Source organism: Pseudomonas sp. FFPRI_1 (genome assembly GCF_055384485.1).
Genome location: NZ_AP029168.1, coordinates 4,968,311 through 4,984,870 on the forward strand (window position 1 = coordinate 4,968,311; position 16,560 = coordinate 4,984,870).

The 16,560-nt window shown below is 63.8% G+C and carries 11 protein-coding genes; 6 read left to right on the forward strand and 5 right to left on the reverse strand.

Features of this window, described 5'->3' with window-relative positions; genetic code table 11:
* Positions 1-140 precede the first annotated feature (140 nt).
* On the reverse strand, positions 141-452 hold the full coding sequence (locus ACZ5BO_RS21960) for an antibiotic biosynthesis monooxygenase family protein (protein ID WP_025130374.1): 312 nt from the start codon (positions 450-452) through the stop codon (positions 141-143).
* A 172-nt stretch (positions 453-624) separates the two neighbouring features.
* Between ACZ5BO_RS21960 and ACZ5BO_RS21965 the strand changes: the two genes are divergently transcribed.
* The 3 genes from ACZ5BO_RS21965 to ACZ5BO_RS21975 all read left to right on the forward strand — a co-directional run bounded on the left by ACZ5BO_RS21965 (position 625) and on the right by ACZ5BO_RS21975 (position 4,931).
* On the forward strand, positions 625-2,019 hold the full coding sequence (locus ACZ5BO_RS21965) for an amidase (protein WP_464696458.1): 1,395 nt from the start codon (positions 625-627) through the stop codon (positions 2,017-2,019).
* An 87-nt stretch (positions 2,020-2,106) separates the two neighbouring features.
* Positions 2,107-3,456, forward strand: a complete 1,350-nt coding sequence (locus ACZ5BO_RS21970; RefSeq protein WP_464696459.1) for a citrate-proton symporter — start codon at positions 2,107-2,109, stop codon at positions 3,454-3,456.
* A 116-nt stretch (positions 3,457-3,572) separates the two neighbouring features.
* Positions 3,573-4,931 carry an OprD family outer membrane porin gene (locus tag ACZ5BO_RS21975; RefSeq protein WP_464696460.1) on the forward strand — a complete coding sequence of 453 codons (1,359 nt, stop codon included), beginning with the start codon at positions 3,573-3,575 and terminating at the stop codon, positions 4,929-4,931.
* A gap of 568 nt (positions 4,932-5,499) precedes the next feature.
* Here ACZ5BO_RS21975 and ACZ5BO_RS21980 read toward each other — a convergent pair.
* Positions 5,500-6,402, reverse strand: a complete 903-nt coding sequence (locus ACZ5BO_RS21980) for a LysR family transcriptional regulator (protein ID WP_025130370.1) — start codon at positions 6,400-6,402, stop codon at positions 5,500-5,502.
* Between the two features lie 200 nt (positions 6,403-6,602).
* Between ACZ5BO_RS21980 and ACZ5BO_RS21985 the strand changes: the two genes are divergently transcribed.
* Entirely contained in the window at positions 6,603-7,064 is a 462-nt protein-coding gene (locus ACZ5BO_RS21985; protein WP_464696461.1) for a hypothetical protein, read from the forward strand.
* Between the two features lie 22 nt (positions 7,065-7,086).
* Here ACZ5BO_RS21985 and ACZ5BO_RS21990 read toward each other — a convergent pair whose 3' ends face one another.
* A complete protein-coding gene (locus ACZ5BO_RS21990; RefSeq protein WP_025130368.1) occupies positions 7,087-8,328 on the reverse strand; it encodes an EAL domain-containing protein in 1,242 nt (413 codons plus the stop codon).
* A 141-nt stretch (positions 8,329-8,469) separates the two neighbouring features.
* Positions 8,470-9,429 (reverse strand): fimbrial protein, encoded by a 960-nt coding sequence (locus tag ACZ5BO_RS21995; RefSeq protein WP_464696462.1) that lies wholly within the window; start codon positions 9,427-9,429, stop codon positions 8,470-8,472.
* Positions 9,430-9,762: 333 nt separating this feature from the next.
* Here ACZ5BO_RS21995 and ACZ5BO_RS22000 point away from each other — a divergent pair, with 333 nt between their 5' ends.
* Together ACZ5BO_RS22000 and ACZ5BO_RS22005 are read left to right on the forward strand one after the other, a co-directional pair.
* Positions 9,763-10,386: a response regulator gene (locus tag ACZ5BO_RS22000; RefSeq protein WP_464696463.1), complete on the forward strand. Its 624-nt coding sequence runs from the start codon at positions 9,763-9,765 to the stop codon at positions 10,384-10,386.
* A gap of 10 nt (positions 10,387-10,396) precedes the next feature.
* Entirely contained in the window at positions 10,397-13,984 is a 3,588-nt protein-coding gene (locus ACZ5BO_RS22005) for an ATP-binding protein (RefSeq protein WP_464696464.1), read from the forward strand.
* 67 nt (positions 13,985-14,051) lie between these two features.
* On the opposite strand, the gene ACZ5BO_RS22010 is transcribed toward ACZ5BO_RS22005, so the two are convergent.
* Positions 14,052-16,475 (reverse strand): fimbria/pilus outer membrane usher protein, encoded by a 2,424-nt coding sequence (locus ACZ5BO_RS22010; protein ID WP_464696465.1) that lies wholly within the window; start codon positions 16,473-16,475, stop codon positions 14,052-14,054.
* Between the last annotated feature and the right edge of the window lie 85 nt (positions 16,476-16,560).

Here is a 16,560-nt window from a genome sequence, read left to right on the forward strand (position 1 = left end):
TTTGGTAACGGTTGCACAGTCCCTCCCCTCCTCGTTCAGGCGCTTTTGTATCACTAGCCGCGGTGGCGGCCCTGCGCGTTCCCTGGTTACGCCCGCGCCTGCCACCGCCACCCGCCGCTGTAACCTCCAGCTACCGAGCCTTAAAGAGCAACGATCCGCTGCACCTCATGCTGAAACACGTAAGGATCCGACAGCAGCTCGAACTGTTCGTCATCCGGATAGGTCACCGCCACGTGGTAATCCTCGCCCGCAAAGGCCTTGATCGCGTCGATATCCTGCCAGTACGTCGCCAGGAAGAAATGCGTCCAGTCGCCCTGGCGTTCCTGCCGTACAAAGGCGCCGAGGTTGCCCGGAACACCCTCGGCGTGCTGAATGCCGGTCACTTCAAGGTGTTGGCTGAAGCCCTGCGCGTGCAGGTTGGGAACACATCCGTGCCAGGTCCTGATGATCATGCTGGTCTCCAGAGTTCAAGAAAAATGGCTGTTCGGGGGCGTGGGCATTGGGAGGCAGTGCTCACAAAAACGCAACACCACACTGCGTCCTTTGTGATGGTTGGGCTAGGGTGGAAACGATACAGTCGGGCCATCAGCAACCCGACTGACGCCCGACACAAGGATGCGTTCGATGACTGATCTGCACGATCTACAAGCCGCCCAGCTGCTGGCGCAATTTGCCAGCCGCCAGCTGTCTCCCCTGGACTATTACGAACATCTGCTGACCCATATCCAACGCTGGGAACCCCATATCCGCGCGCTCTACGCTTTCGATCCCGAGCAGGTGCGCCAGCAGGCCCGGGCTTCTACCGAGCGCTGGAACAAGGGCACCCCCAACGGCCCGCTGGACGGGATTCCGGTGACGGTCAAGGAGCTGATCGCCACCCAGGGCACGCCCATTCCCCTGGGCAGCGCGACCACCACGCTGAAACCGGCCTTGCAGGATGCCCCGCCCGCCGCGCGGATGCGCGAAGCCGGGGCGATCATCCTGGCCAAGACCACGGTGCCGGATTTCGGCATGTTGTCTTCGGGTCTGTCGAGCTTCCACGGCATCACTCGCAATCCCTGGAACACCGCCTGCAATACCGGCGGCTCCAGCTCCGGCGCCGGGGCGGCGGCCGCGGCCGGCTACGGGCCGCTGCACATCGGCACCGATATCGGCGGCTCGGTACGCCTGCCCGCCGCCTGGTGCGCTCTGGTGGGGTTCAAGCCGACCCTCGGGCGGATTCCCATCGACCCGTACTACACCGGGCGTTGCGCCGGGCCCATGACCCGCAGCGTCGAGGATACGGTGCTGCTGATGCGCTACCTGGCCAAGCCCGATGCCCGGGACGCCACCAGCCTGCCGCCCTTGACCAGCGACTGGAGCGATGAGCCGGTGTCGGTCAACGGTTTGAAGATCGGCCTGATGCTGCAACCCGGCGCCGGGCTGCAACCGGAAGGCTTTGTCTGCGAGGCGGTGGAACGCGCCGCGCGGCTGTTCGAAAGCCATGGCGCCCAGGTGCGGACCCTGGCGCCGATCATGGACCGCGCGCAACTGGACGGCCTCGACCGCTTCTGGCGGGCCCGGCAATGGGCGGAGCTCTCAGCCCTCGGCGCCGAGCAGTTCGCCAGGGTGCTGCCCTATATCCGCGACTGGGCCGCCCCTGGCGCCGATCTGTCCGGGGTCGAGGCGGTGCTGGGTTTCAACCAGACCTTCGAAATGCGCCGCCGCGCCGCCCAGGTGTTCAGCGAGTTCGACCTGGTGCTCTCGCCCACCAACCAGATCAACCATTTTCCCGCCGAGTGGCCGTCGCCGAGCAACGACCCGCAGCAACCGTTCGAGCACATCGTCTTCACCCTGCCCTGGAACATGGGCGAACAGCCGGCGCTATCGATCAACTGCGGGTTCGCTGCCGATGGCATGCCCATCGGCCTGCAGATGATCGCCCCGCGCTTTGCCGATCAATGGCTGCTGCAAGTGGCCAGGACCTATGAGAGCTGGCGTGGAGCGATCCACAGCTGGCCAAGCCCGCCGTCCCACTGACACACCGAAACTGCCACCTTCACCCCAGCCCCGGGCCTCGCCGCCCGGGGCCTGGGCAACCTATGAATAAAAATTCGAGGGGCCAGTATGCACAGCCAAGCGTCCAATCCGTCAGCCACACCCGAGCCCGCAACGCCCAACGCTGCAGGGGGCAAGCGCAGCGTGTTCGCGGTGATTCTCGGCAACGCCGTGGAGTTCTTCGATTTCGGGGTCTACGCCACCTTCGCGGTGATGATCGGCCACACCTTCTTCCCCTCCGACAGCGCCTTCGTCAGCCTGATGCTGTCGGTCACCGCCTTCGGCGTCGGCTTTATCGTCCGGCCCCTGGGCGCGGTGCTGATCGGCGCCTACGCCGACCGTGTCGGGCGCAAGCCGGCAATGCTCCTGACCCTGGTGATGATGGCCGTGGGCACCGGCAGCATCGCCATCCTGCCCAGCTATGAAAGCATCGGCATCGCCGCGCCGATCCTGCTGGTGCTCACGCGGCTGATCCAGGGCCTGGCCTGGGGCGGCGAGGCCGGCCCCGCCACCACCTACATCCTCGAAGCCGCGCCGCCCCACAAGCGCGGCACCTACGCCTGCTGGCAGGTGGTGGCCCAGGGCGTCGCCGCCATGGCCGCCGGCACTGTGGGTTACACCCTGACCCAGGTGCTGTCACCCGAGGACCTCAACAGTTGGGGCTGGCGCGTGCCTTTCGTGTTCGGCCTGCTGGTGCTGCCGATCGGCATCTACATCCGCCGCAACCTGGCGGAAACCTTCCACGGCCAGGGCGAGCAGACCAGCACCGGCAGCCTGGTGCGCCAGGTGTTCGGCGAACATCGACGGGCCCTGGTGCTGGGGCTGCTGATTCTCTCCGGCAGCACCATCACCCAGTACTTCATCAACTACATGACCACCTTCGCCCTCACCGAGCTCAAGCTGCCCACCAGCATCTCCATGCTCTCGACCCTGGTGGCCGGCGCGGCGATGGCGGTGTGCGCGATTGCCGGTGGTATGCTCTGCGACCGTTTCGGCCGCCGCACCATCCTCATGGCGCCGCGGGTAGTGTTGTTGCTGGTACTGTTCCCAGCCCTGCAGCTGATGACCAAACACCCCAGCCCGGAGACCTTTCTGCTGACCCTGGCGGTGCTTTCCGGCTTGCACGGCATGAGCGGCGCGGCGCTGATCGTGCTGTTGGTGGAAAGCTTTCCCAAGGCGGTGCGCTCCACCGGTTTCTCCATCGTCTACGCCGTCGGCGTGGCGGCTTTCGGCGGCACCGCGCAGATCATCATCACCTGGCTGATCGGCACCACCGGCAATCCGATTTCGCCGGTGGGCTACCTGCTGGTGGCCAACCTGGTGTGCCTGACTGCGGCCTGGTTCGCCAAGGAAACCCGCCCGCAGACTCCCGGACGCAGCACCCCCGGCCAACGGCTCGCAGAAGCCCGCGCCCGCTGAGCATTCGCCTCACCGCCCAACACCCTTTTCCGGCACCGCGTTTTTCTCTACCCTGCCGGCCGCGCATGACCGCGGCCGGGCGGTGGACCGACGCCTTTGATTTGTGGGGAAGCGACATGAAACAGCTCGTACTTTGCCTCCTGGCCATGAGCGCCAGTAGCCCCCTGCTGGCCCAGGACAATCCGCGCCCAAGCCAGCAGGCCCAGGCCCCGGGGTTCATCGAAGGCAGCAGCCTGGACCTCAACCTGCGCCACTACTACTCCAACCAGCACACCCAGCGCGACACCTACCTGACGGTCAAGAAACCCGGCGGCAACCAGCGCACCCGGGTGCGGCAGACCTGGGTGCAGACCGGCATGCTCAAGTACAGCTCGGGCTACACCCAGGGCCTGATCGGCTTCGGCGTGGACGCCGGCCTGTTCAGCGCGGTCAACCTGGAGCGCGGCCATGGCCGGGTGGCCAATGGCGGCGACCGGGTACTGGTGGACAGCGACGGCGACGCCCTGCCCACCTGGAGCCGCCTGGGCATTGGCGATGTGCGTCTGCGCCTGTCCAACACCGAGCTCAAGGCCGGGCGCCTGATGACCGACAACCCGGTGCTGCGCTACAAGGACAACCGCGCCCTGCCCTCCAGCTTCCAGGGCGTGGGCCTGTACAGCAACGAAACCGACTGGCTGTCGGTGCAGGCCGGCAGCTTCGACCGGGCCATCCCCCGCACCGGCACCGGCAGCGAACGCCTGACCACCACCTTTGGCAACCGCGCCTACAGTGGCGAGCGCATCAGCTACCTGGGGGCGACCGTGAAACCCGGCCTGGGCCTGGAGGGCAGCCTGTATGCCTCGCGCTTCGAGAACATGTGGGACCAGTACTACCTGGGCCTGATCCACCGCGCCGGGGACAAAAGCCAGCTGGCACTGAAGACCGCGTTCAACTACTACCGCACCCAAGACCAGGGCCAGCAGCGCCTGGGCTACATCGACAACGACGCCCTGAGCCTGGCCGTCACCGGCAGCCACCAGGCCCACAGCCTGACCCTGGCCTGGCAGCAAGTGTTCGGCGACGAGTACTTCGACTACGTGTGGGAATCCACCGGCAACTACATGGCCAACTCCCTGTACTCGGACTACAACGGCCCCAATGAAAAATCCTGGCAATTGCGCTACGACCTGGATTTCGCCGCCTACGGCGTACCGGGGCTGAGCGCCAGCCTGTGGCACGCCAAGGGCTGGGGGATCGATGGCACGCACTACGACGGTGACCGCAACGGCCGCAACCGCGGCTACAACGTGGGCGGCCTGGAGGGCGCCAAGCACAACGAAAACGGGTTGATGCTGGCGTATGTGGTGCAGTCCGGACGGCTCAAGGATGCAGTGCTGCGCACCATCGTCTACAACCACCGCGCCAGCGGCGGACAGATCGACGGCAGCTATGACGAGTTCCGCCTGGTGGGCAACTTCCCCTTCAACCTGTTCTGAATCCCGGCGCCCTTTTCGCTGGCAAGCCAGCGCCTACAGCACCCGATACCGCCCGCACCTCCGTAGGAGCCGGCTTGCCGGCGAAGAGGTCCGCAAGCCCGGCGCAAATCCCAAGGCCGCTTTCGCTGGCAAGCCAGCTCCTACAACAACCGATATCACCTGCACCTCCGTAGGAGCCGGCTTGCCGGCGAAGAGGCCCTCAAGCCCGGCGCAAACCCCAAGGCCGCATTCGCTGGCAAGCCAGCTCCTACAGCACCCGAGACCGCCTGCACCTCCGTAGGAGCCGGCTTGCCGGCGAAGAGGCCCGCAAGCCCGGCGCAAATCCCAAGGCCGCTTTCGCTGGCAAGCCAGCTCCTACAACACCCGATACCGCCCGCACCTCCGTAGGAGCCGGCTTGCCGGCGAAGAGGTCCGCAAGCCCGGTGCAAACCCCAAGGCCGCTTTCGCTGGCAAGCCAGCTCCTACAACAACCGAGACCGCCTGCACCTCCGTAGGAGCCGGCTTGCCGGCGAAGAGGCCCTCAAGCCCGGCGCAAACCCCAAGGCCGCTTTCGCTGGCAAGCCAGCTCCTACAGCAATCCGTGGCGCTGCATGGCGCGGGCGAGCATTTCCTGGCAGCGCAAGGTGGCCACGGACAAGGGCCGGTTGCGCACCACGCACAGGTCGACGCGGATCCGCTCCAGGTGTTCGTCGTCGATGGGCACCGCCACCAGGCCGTCCCCCAGTTCCCGGGCCTCGGCATCCACCTGGGGCAGGATCAGCACCGCCGCACGCTGGCGGGCCAGGCTTTTCTGCACTTCCAGTGAACTGGTGGTGAACACCGGAAGAATGTTCACTCCACGTTTCTTCGCTGCGCCCTCCAGGGCCTGGCGCACGCCGTAGGCCGAGTCGGGTATCGCCAGGGGCTGGCCTTCCAGGTCTTGCAGGCGAATGCTCGGGCACTGGGCAAACGGATGCTCGGCGCTGACCAGCACCCGGTGCCACAACTGGCAATGGGCTGTCACCTCCACCTCGGCACGCTCCTGCAGGTAGAAGGCCAGGCCCAGGTCGGCCTCTGCGCTGCACAGGGCATCCAGGGTGGCGCCGGCACTGGCGATGACAATATTGAAAGTGACTTTCGGGTGGGCCCGGGTGAACGCCGCGAGCACCGGCGCCAGCACGCTGGAAACGATACTTTCCGACACATGGATGCTGACGTTACCCGCGACCTGGCTCTGCCGGCTGGCAATCACATCCCGCACCTGGTCGAAGCCGCGCAAGGTCGAGGTGACCTGCTCGGCCAGGCACTCGCCCTCCACGGTCAGGCGTATGCCCCGGGGCCCGCGCTCGATCAGTGCGGTGCCGAAGAAGTGCTCCAACTGCTCGATCTGCCGGCTGACCGCGGTGGGGGTCACGTACAGGCGCTCCGCCGCCTGACGCAAAGAGGCGCACCGGGCCACCTCGTGGAAGTATCGCAACGCTCGTAATTGCATGGCCACAGGCCCCATGGCTGAACTGATCCATGGGTCACGCAATTACTGCGCCAGCCACCCTCCATGGCGGGCAGCGGTGCGCGGGATGTCACACAAAAGATTGATCTGCACAGCGCCCCTGCCTACCCTGCTGGAACGCCGATGCCTCATTCGGCATGACCCCACCCGCGTTCCTGCCGACCTGTTGCCAAGGATTGTCCATGAGTACTCTGCCCCGCACCGCCCTTCTCACTGCCCTGGCGCTTCTCGGCGCCTGCACCAGCGTGACCCGGGAGATCAACCCGGAGCCCACCATCACCTCCGCCGGGATCCTGGCCTTTCGCGATATCTGCCTGAAGTCCGCACCGTCCTTCGCCGGCGCCGAAACCGCCGCCCGGGCCCACGGCATCAGCGACCTGACCGATGCCGGTTTTGCCAAGATGGGCATGAACCAGGACCAGAGCCTGGGGGTGCAGGTACAAGCCAACAAGGAATGCGCGATCACTACCCCGTCCCAGAACGACAGCTCGCTGACCCAGCAATTTCTCAGCGTGGCCGGCAAGTTTTCCAGCACCCCGGTAGCGCAGACTGTGCCGAGCAAGATCACCCTGAACGGGCAGACCTTCATCGTCATGCACGACCGCCGTGGCGGCGAAGCCTATGTGATGCTCAAGGCGCAGTGATCGCGCAACGGCCGTTGCCGCACTAGCCCTGGCTGATCTGCCGCTGGGGCAAATGGCTCGACGCCAGGACCTGGACCAGGGCTGCCGCATTCATCGGCTTGTAAAACAGAAAGCCCTGGGCCGCATCGACTCCCAGGCGCTGCAGGTGGGCACGTTGCGGCTCGGTTTCGATGCCTTCGGCCACCAGCTCCAGGTTCAGCGAACGGGCCATTCCCACGATAGCCTCGATGATCCGGGTTTCCTTGAGCCCCAGGGCGTTGGCGACAAACTCCGAATCCAGCTTGATCTGGCCGAAGGGAATATCCGCCAGACGCATGATCGACGAATGCCCGGTGCCGAAGTCGTCAAGGGACAGGCGCACGCCGCTGTTCACCAGCACGCTGATGTTCTCGATGCCCTGCATGTCCAGAACCAGGGCCTGGCGCTCGGTGATTTCCAGGGTGACCTGGTGCTTGGGCACCCCTGCCTCGTCGATCCTCTGCACCAGCCGGGTGGCGAATTGCGGCTCGGTCAACTGGCTGGCCTCGACGTTGTAGGAAAACACCAGGGCCCCATGGCTACCGGGGGCCTGCAGCTGCCGCTGCAGCATCAGCCCCTGTTGCAACAGGCAATCGAACAGCAGGCGCTGGTGCTCGGGGCTGTTGAACAGATCAAGGAAAAACTGCGGCCCCAGCACGCCCTTGCGCGGATGCTGCCAACGGGCCAGCACCTCGGCCCCGGTGATGCGCCGAGTCTTCATGCAGACCTGGGGCTGGAAGTAGGGAACGATCTGCCGCTGCTCCAGGGCCTGTGCCACATCCAGCTCGGCGATCCAGTCATTGCCGGCGGATGCGCGCCCCCGCGCCGCCTGGGCATAGCCTGGAGCACGGCGCTTGACCGTGCGCTTGACCGTCAACGCCTTCAGCAGCAGGCCACTGATCTGCGCCGTATCCAGTTCGTTGTAGCTGCCCACCCGGTATTTGCCGGAGCGCTCGCGAAAATTCGCCAGCCCCCAGCGAATCGGGGCTTGCAGCGCCTCGCACTCCATCATCGAGAAAAACCCGTAGTGTTCGCAGAGGCGGCGCAGGTAAGGGATGGCGCTCACAGCGTGCAGCGAATCGCAGATCACCAGGTCCAGCTCGGCCAGGGCCGGCGGAAATCGGGCCCAATCGGCGTCGTCGCCAATCACCTGTACCTGAGCAAAACCGGAGGCCGCGAGAATTCTTGAAAACCGTCGAACTCGAAAAGCGTTCGAACACAACAACAGTACGCTCAGTGTCGACATGACCTGCGGCTCCGGATAAAAAATCATGCTAGCCAAAATTGGCTCAAGTGAATTCAGGATACTTCTCGAATAAAGGTAGGAAGCTTCTGAGCCTGGGGTTTTCCTGGTAGGCCCCACCACCGTGACGGCCGACCTTCATCGCTACTTGTAGGTCAGGGTAAAGGCCGCTCGGGCATTGGCCTTGCCCGGCTCGGGCCCGGCCGCGGTATCGGAGGTCTGGATGTAGCGCGCCTTGAGTTCGATGTTCATGCCGGTGCCGCTCAGGCGGCCCATCGACACATCCTGGCCCAGGGTAAAGGGCGTGAGGCCATCCTTGTGCAGGACCTGCACGGCCACGCCCTTGGCGGTGGAGTCGGTGGTCAGGCCGAGAATGCCCCGGTTGGCGTCGAGGATGGCCGAACCCTGGACACCATCCAGACGCAGGTGGGCGTTGGAGCTCTGGTAGAAGTTCCAGCCCTGGTTGGTTGGGTAGGTGCCCGCCGTGCAATCGGTCAGGGCAATGAGCAGGTCCTTGTTGTCCATATGGCTGTCCTTGCCGTTGAACTGGCGGCGCATGACTTCGCCCATGGGCACCTCGATGTAGGCATTGGCACCACCGACTACCGAGCACTCCGAGCGGATCACCGTGCCGGTCAGGAACACCGCATGCAGGCGTCGGCTGCCAGACCAGAACGCCACCGCCGAGGTGGAGTTCTTGATCGCCGAGCTGCCCATGGGAATCTCGTCGCTGATCTTGATCAAGGTGAACCGAGTTTCTATCGGCTCGGCGATGTTGGTCGCCGTGGTATTGGTCAGCTTGAATGGCACATAGGGGGCGACCCCGCCAGTGGTGTTCCAACGCGTCATGTTGCGACCGGGTGCGATCACTACCAGGCCAACCCCAGGCACATTGGTTTTCAGGATGGTGGCATTGCCCATGTCCAGCCCGGTGATAGGCGGCAGGCTGATGCCTGTGACCTTGGGCCAGGGGTTCTGCCGGGTTTCCCAGGTGTCACCGACCCGACACGAGATCGTGCTGGAATGCTGGTAGCTGTAGCTGACGTTGGCCGTGCCGATCACCGAACCAAGGGGCGCATCCCGGGGCACATAGTGTGTCCCCATGTCGAACCCCGGATAAAAGTCGGTCTGCCCCCCTGAACAATCGGCCCAGGCGCCGCCACTTATACAGCAAAACAAGAACAACAATTGAGCACGCATTGACTGTCTCTAAGCCTCTAGTACCACTTAACTACAAGGGTACTCAGACTAACAAAGCCACTTGCCCTAAAGACCAAGACGCTTCTCATATAAAACCAAGAACATCCTTAAAAAACCACCGGACGGCAGGCTCGACAACCGACTGCCAAACGCCGGGCGTACAATAAAAACACTGAACCAGCGCTTTATCACGTAACGCGATAAAGCTCTAAAAAAAGTAATCAAAATGAGGTAGTCATGAGCAGAACTGTACTAATAGTGGACGATCACCCCGTCATCTGTGGTGCGATCAAAGCCATGTTAGAGCAACACGGTTATCAGGTCGTAGGAGAGTCAACCGACGGCCTGGACGCTCTGTCCAAGGTCCGCAAGCTTGCCCCGGAATACCTCTTATTGGACATCGGGCTCAATAGCCTGGATGGACTTTCGGTGTTGCAGCGGATCAATTCCGAGAACATCAAGATCAAGTCCCTGGTGTTCACCTCGCAACTGGCCAGTACCTATGCAGCGCGCTGTATGCAAGCCGGCGCCTTGGGCTTCATCAACAAGAGTGCAAGCCTGGAAGAACTGATAAAGGGCCTTGATACCCTCAACGATGGCTACCTCTACTTCCCCAAGGAAGTGTTGGGGCACTACATGGAGTACAAGTCCAATAGCACCTGCGGCACACCGAAGTTGACCAACAAGGAAATCATCGTGCTGCAACTTCTGGTTCAGGGGCTGAGCAATGTAGCCATCGGTGAAAAGCTGCATTTGAGTAACAAGACCGTCAGCGGACACAAGATCAATATCCTGCGCAAGTTGGGAGTACGCACCACCATAGAACTGGCCGAGATCGCCAAAGAAATGAGCCTGGTCTGACTTGCCCGACATGAAAGCCATCCTGATGACGCTACTCCTGGCGCTGCACCTGGCGCTGCTGCCAGGTACAACACAAGGTGCTCAAGCCTTGCATTTATCCTCTCGAGGGCAAGCCCTGGAGTTTTCCGCTCCTGTCAGCCCCGAGAACCAGGCCTGGCTCGCCAAGAGAAAAACCGTACGCCTGGGCGTCACCTCTCCCGACTACCCGCCCCTGACCATCTTTTCCGAAAAAAACGCGCTGGAGGGCATCCTCGCGGAGAACCTGCTGGCGCTGCAAAAGGCCCTGGGCATCCGCTTCGCGATCAGCCTGTATGCCGGCCGCGACAGCGCCTATAGAGCACTCAAGGCCGGCGAGATCGACCTGCTGGACGCCGCGACCCGGCCGGAAGTGCAAAAGTATGGCGTGCAGATATCGGCTCCTTATGCCTACACCCAGATCGCCCTGTACTCCACCACCGGCAGCCTGCTGGAGATCGATCTGCGCGATAAGGCCTCGCAGATTTCTTCCACCCCCGACGGCTTCATCGATGCCAACACCTTCAAGATCTTTCGCAGCGCCACCATCAACAACTACACCTCCCCCTATGACGCCATTGCCGCCGTGCTCAAGGGCAATGCCCAGGCCTACCTGGGAGATACCGTCAGCACCAACTACCTGCTGAACCAGAGCTTCAACAATCAGTTGGTGACCAATATCAGTGTCAACGGCCTGGAGACCCATATCGGCCTGGCCTACACCGGCGCCAACGCACGGCTGGCCGCCCTGATTGACCAGCAGCTGCAATCGCGCAGCCGCTGCCAGGTCATCAGGATGGTCAACTGGTGGGTCATGACGCTCAAGTGCAGTGACGAGGAATTCGTCAGCGTGCTCGATAGCGAGGAAAAACAGCTGCTGGACAGAAAGCTGCCATTCCGGATTGCCGTCAGCGAGGACCTGGCGCCCTACGCCCTGTTCGACAGCAACGGACAGTTCGGCGGCACCATGTCCGACATCATGGAACTGGTGCGCCTCAACTCCGGGCTGCGTTTCGAGATCGTGCGCACTCGCTCGGTACACAAGGCCATGGAGTTGCTCGACAGCGGCCAGGTGGACCTGGCCATCATGTCGGAAACCGACTTCAGGGAGCCCAAGTACCTGTTTACCCTGCCGGTGATCACCACACCCTACCTGCTCATCAGCAAGAATGACGGCAAGCCCAAACCCGACCTCAACAGTGCCGGCCAAAGCATCGCCCTGCCCCACTCCGATGCCTTGCTGGAGCACATTCGCATGCACTACCCACACCTGAAGATCCACACCACCGACAACGTCCCCGACGCCCTGAACAGGGTCCGCGACGGTGACAGCGACTTCACCCTGACCTCCACCCACCAAGCCAGGTACTACCTGTCGTACAAGTACGAGGACGCCCTCCACGCCTCGGAGCAGCTCAAGGGCGTCAGCGCCCGGGTGGGCATCGCCAGCCTGCCGCAGAACCGGGTGCTGATCTCCATCATCGAAAAAGCCCTGCGGCGCATCTCCCCCAGTGAAATCGCGGCGATCTCCGGGCGCTGGCGGGCCAATGCCGCTACCGACAACTTGTATTGGGAAGCCGTCAGCCTGCGCATCTACCAAGCACTCAGCGTCTCCTTCGTGCTGCTCCTGGCCACCTGCATCTGGATCCTTTACCTGCGCAAACTGATCTTCAAGAAATCCATCGTGCGCAGGCAGTTGCAGGAGCGCCTGAGCCTGATCCAGAACATCGTCGACAGCATTCCCCACCCCATCTACGTGCGCGACCGCGAAGGCGAACTACTGCTGTTCAACACCTCCTACGCCCAGACCTTCGTCCCGGGCGCCAGCTCCAACACCAACAGCAAGATGCTCGACGCCATGCTGGGCCAGGCGGTGCTCGGTCAGTGGCTCCAGGACTATGAACAGGTGGTGAACAGCGGTACTGCCATCTCCCGCGACCAGACCCTGCCCCTGGGCGGCAAAGCCCTGGACATCTATCACTGGGCGCAACCCCTGCGAGATGACCGGCAGCAGATCTTCGGGGTGGTCTGCGGTTGGCTGGAGATCGGCGATCGCCTGCGCATTCTCGAAGAACTGCGCCAGGCCAAGGATTCGGCGGACCAGGCCAACAGAGCCAAGTCGACCTTCCTCGCCACCATGAGCCATGAAATCCGTACGCCGATGAACGCCATCATCGGCATGCTGGAACTGGTGCTGACTCGCAAGGCGCCCCAGGGCAAGAACCTCGAATCGCTGCAAGTGGCCCATGACGCCGCCGTCAGCCTGCTGGAGCTGCTGGGGGGCATCCTGGACATCTCCAGCATCGAGTCCGGGCAGACTCGCCTGCACCTGGAAACCTGCACCCTGAAGGACATCGTCAATACCACTCGGACCATCTTCGACAGCCTGGCGGCCCGCAAGGGCCTGTGGATCCGGCTCGATGTGGATGCCTGGGCCGATCTGCCCGCGCGCCTGGACCGACAGAAGATCAAGCAGATCCTGAGCAACCTGATGAGCAACGCGATCAAGTTCACCGACACCGGCGGCATCACCCTGCGGGTCCGGGGTTCGCCCCTGGATCCCGTGCATTTCGCCTTCACCGTCAGCGTCGAGGACAGCGGCCCGGGCATCGACCCCGCCGACCGGCCCAGCCTGTTCACGCCGTTCTCCCGGGTGACCGTCAATCGCAACAGCGGCGCGGGAATCGGCCTGTGCATCTCGCAGTCCCTGAGCCGGATCATGGGTGGTGACCTGCTGGTGGACAGCACCCTGGGCCAGGGCACCACCATGACCCTGACCGCCACTGCCCAACAGGCCACCCCCAGCGAAACACCGTTGGCGTTGCCAGCGAGCGAACCCGCCGTGCCGACCCGGCAGCGCCTGAAGATCCTCATCGCCGAAGACCACCTGCCCAGCCTGACCCTGCTCAAGGAGCAGATCGAACTGCTCGGCCATGAGCCGATCCTGGCCCAGGACGGACTGCAGGCGCTGTTCATCTGGGAGGACCACGACATCGACCTGGTCATCACCGACTGCAACATGCCGGAACTGGACGGCATCGCCCTGACCGAGGAAATCCGCCGCTTGGAGCAGACACTGTGCATACGCCCGTGCACCATCATCGGCACCACTGCCAGTGCCCGGGAAGAGGATCGCCAGGCCGCTCTCGCCGCCGGCATGGATGCCTGCCTGCTCAAACCCCTGAGCGTATCGATGCTGGCCCGCTACGTGCCGGTATTCACCGCGAGCGCGACGCCCCCGGAAGACGAAGACGGCGCTGCGGCGCTGGTACGCTTCAATTTGCCGGAGGACAAGCGGCGCAGCCTGTTGGGCAACCTGATCCTGTGCAACCAGCAGGACCTGCAGGCCCTGGAAGACGCCATGGCGCGCCTCGATCTCAAGGCCGTGGCAGGGCTTGCCCACAAGCTCAAGAGCGCGGCGCAGATGATGCAGTCCGAGCCGCTGATGCGGCTGTGCGAAACCCTGGAAGACGCCCTTGAAAACAATGCCCCGGTCAGTGGCCTGTCTCTGCTGTGCCAGGAACTGCGGCAACTGATGGACAGGCTCAACAGCACCCTGGCCGCAGCCGCCGGGCCGCCGTGAGCTGCCGGGCGGCCACGAAAAAGGCCCGCAAGCCTCGGCTGCGGGCCCTGGGCACCGCGGATTGGAACTAACCGTGCGGGGCCGTGCAGCGTACCTGAGCCAGCTTGAACCCCTCCTGTTCATGGGCCTGCTCAAGATCCAGGCTGAACGCGCACTGCTGCTGCGCCGCGTTGCCCCAGACCAGGCGGAAATCCGTGCTCTCGCCCACCGACAGCAACACCTGGCCCATCGGCCCCACGGCATTGACCCGCTGGCCCGCGGCATCCAGCACCGCGCTGCCGAAAGGCACCAGCGTGCCATCGGGCAACGCGATGGTCGCCAGGACCTTCTGCGTATGCCGGGCGTTGAACTGCGCCAGCACCACCGCTCCGCGACGCGGCGTCACCGTGCCCACGCCGCTGTCGATATCGGTATTGGCGTCCAGCTTGCTGGTGTCCAGGCTGATGCGATTGCGCCGATAAGGCTGGACATAAGGCACCAGGCTATAGCCCTTGGCGTTGGTGAAGGTTCCCGGGGCATTGTTGACACCGACGTCGGGGGTGTCCTTGACCTCCACCAGGGCCATGGTTTCGCCCAGGCTCTGCCCCAGCTGCACACCCCCGCCATGGGCCAGCACCGAACCGGACATGCCGACGTTGACGGTCTTGTAGGCGCTGCTGCTGCTCAGGCCCGCACTGAGGTTGGCCCAGGGCGCGCGATAACCGGCCGAGGCCGAGCCGGTGTTGGCCGAACGCTCGCTGCGTTGCATATCAAGGTTGTAGTTGAGTTGGTTGTAGTCCCCGGCCAGGCCGCTCAGGCCCAGGCGCTGGTCATTGCTGCCGTCGGCGTTGCGCTCCAGGCTGACACTGGCGTTCTGCCGTCCCAGCGGGAAGCTCAGGGTCAGGCCCACCTGTACACCTTCGTTGTCGCTGTCGCTCAGGCTTTTGCTGGCGTACAGCGACAGGTTGACCCGTTGCACCTGGCCGCTGACTCCAAACTGCAACTGGCGCTGTTGCCGGGATGAGTTCCAGTAGTCCTGCTGCGACAGGTTCAGGTACAGCGACGTGCTGTCGGCCAGGGTCTGGGAAATATTGGCCTCCAGGCGGCTGCGCCGGCTGACCCGGCGATAACCGCCGCTTGCGCCCCCATCGCTGCGCCAGGAGCCCTGGCTCACCACCTCGCTGAAATCCCGGTAGCCCGGGGTCGAATAGCGATAGCCGGCAAAGCGCAGGTTGGTACCACCGGCGAATGCCTTGCCGTAGCGCAGGCCATAGCTCTGGCCACTGACAGACTCCTGGCGGGTGTCGGTCAGGGCCTGAGTCGCATCCAGGGACAGTGCGCCCAGGCTCCCCAGCCCCTTGCCCACGCCCACCTGATAAGCGCGATAGCCCTCCCCCAGCAGCCCCCCCAGGGACAAGGTGTAGTCCCTCGGCAAGCCATAGGCCAGGGAGACCTGGGTGAAGGTCGGTTGGTCGATCAAGGCCGTGGGTTCATGGTATTGGCCTGCCGTCACGCTGTAGCGCCAGGTGCCGTCGCGCAGCAGGTTGCCCAGGGTCGCATAGGGTTGGATAAAGCGCCGCTCGCTACCGTCGGCTTCGGTGATGATCACTTCCAGGTCGCCACTGCCGGAGGCGGCGTTGAGGTCGCGGATCTCGAAGGGCCCCGGGGTGACGAAGGTGCTGTACAGCGAATAGCCATGCTGGCGCACCTCGACCCGGGCCTGGGTCTGGGCCACGCCATGAATCACCGGCGCATAGCCTTGCAGCGAATCGGGGAGCATCTGGGTGTCGCTGGCCACCTGCACCCCGCGAAACGGCACGCTCTGGAAGGTATCACCCGGGGTCACGCTTTCCCCCAGGGTCAGGTTGCCAAAGGTGCCCGGCAAGTCGCGCTGCACATAAGTGGCCGCGCGCTCCCAGGTGCCATCCTTGCGGTAGGAGGAACTGGAACGCAGGCGCCACTCCCCCAGGTTGAGGCCGCCATTGAGATACAGATTGTAGTTGGCCGCACTGCGTTGCCGGCTCTTGCTCTGCGATCCGGAGAACTGGTAGTTGAGAAAACCGGCATTGATGCCGCTGTCCCACTCTTCGGGGGCCACATACCCCCGGGCATCACGGTTCATGGCGATCTGCGGCACGCTGATGTCCAGCTTGAGCTGCCGGCTGTCAAACCGCACCGTCGCGCCTTCCACCAGGGTCGGCAGGTCCAGGCAGTGCTGGTCCCCCGGTGAATCCTTGCGCGGCGCCAGCTTGACGCCCATTTCCACGAGCAACGCCTGGGGCAGGCAGGCCTTCAGGTCCGGCCCCGCACGGACAAAACTGACTTCACGCTGGCCAAAATAGTCACGGTTCAGGGTGATCCCCACCAGGTAGCTGCCGGGGCCGACCTCCTGCTCATGGAGCATGGCTTCGAGGTCGCTTTTCGGCGCGGTACCGTCGCCGAAATCCGCCACGAACCCGGTATCGAATTCGGCGGCGAACAGTTGGTTGCTCTTGAGCGTCGTCAGCAACAACGACCCAACCAGACAGCCGCTCAAAGCCCTCAAATAAACACCCATCCTGACCTCAGCACTTGCAATGACTTCCCAGGGGTTGCAC

What these genes read in the sequence shown, in the direction of transcription:
- ACZ5BO_RS21960 (WP_025130374.1), bottom strand. Translation starts at nt 452, where the DNA reads ATGATCATCAGGACCTGGCACGGATGTGTTCCCAACCTGCACGCGCAG.
- ACZ5BO_RS21965 (WP_464696458.1), top strand. Translation starts at nt 625, where the DNA reads ATGACTGATCTGCACGATCTACAAGCCGCCCAGCTGCTGGCGCAATTT.
- ACZ5BO_RS21970 (WP_464696459.1), top strand. Translation starts at nt 2,107, where the DNA reads ATGCACAGCCAAGCGTCCAATCCGTCAGCCACACCCGAGCCCGCAACG.
- ACZ5BO_RS21975 (WP_464696460.1), top strand. Translation starts at nt 3,573, where the DNA reads ATGAAACAGCTCGTACTTTGCCTCCTGGCCATGAGCGCCAGTAGCCCC.
- ACZ5BO_RS21980 (WP_025130370.1), bottom strand. Translation starts at nt 6,402, where the DNA reads ATGCAATTACGAGCGTTGCGATACTTCCACGAGGTGGCCCGGTGCGCC.
- ACZ5BO_RS21985 (WP_464696461.1), top strand. Translation starts at nt 6,603, where the DNA reads ATGAGTACTCTGCCCCGCACCGCCCTTCTCACTGCCCTGGCGCTTCTC.
- ACZ5BO_RS21990 (WP_025130368.1), bottom strand. Translation starts at nt 8,328, where the DNA reads ATGTCGACACTGAGCGTACTGTTGTTGTGTTCGAACGCTTTTCGAGTT.
- ACZ5BO_RS21995 (WP_464696462.1), bottom strand. Translation starts at nt 9,429, where the DNA reads ATGGGGACACACTATGTGCCCCGGGATGCGCCCCTTGGTTCGGTGATC.
- ACZ5BO_RS22000 (WP_464696463.1), top strand. Translation starts at nt 9,763, where the DNA reads ATGAGCAGAACTGTACTAATAGTGGACGATCACCCCGTCATCTGTGGT.
- ACZ5BO_RS22005 (WP_464696464.1), top strand. Translation starts at nt 10,397, where the DNA reads ATGAAAGCCATCCTGATGACGCTACTCCTGGCGCTGCACCTGGCGCTG.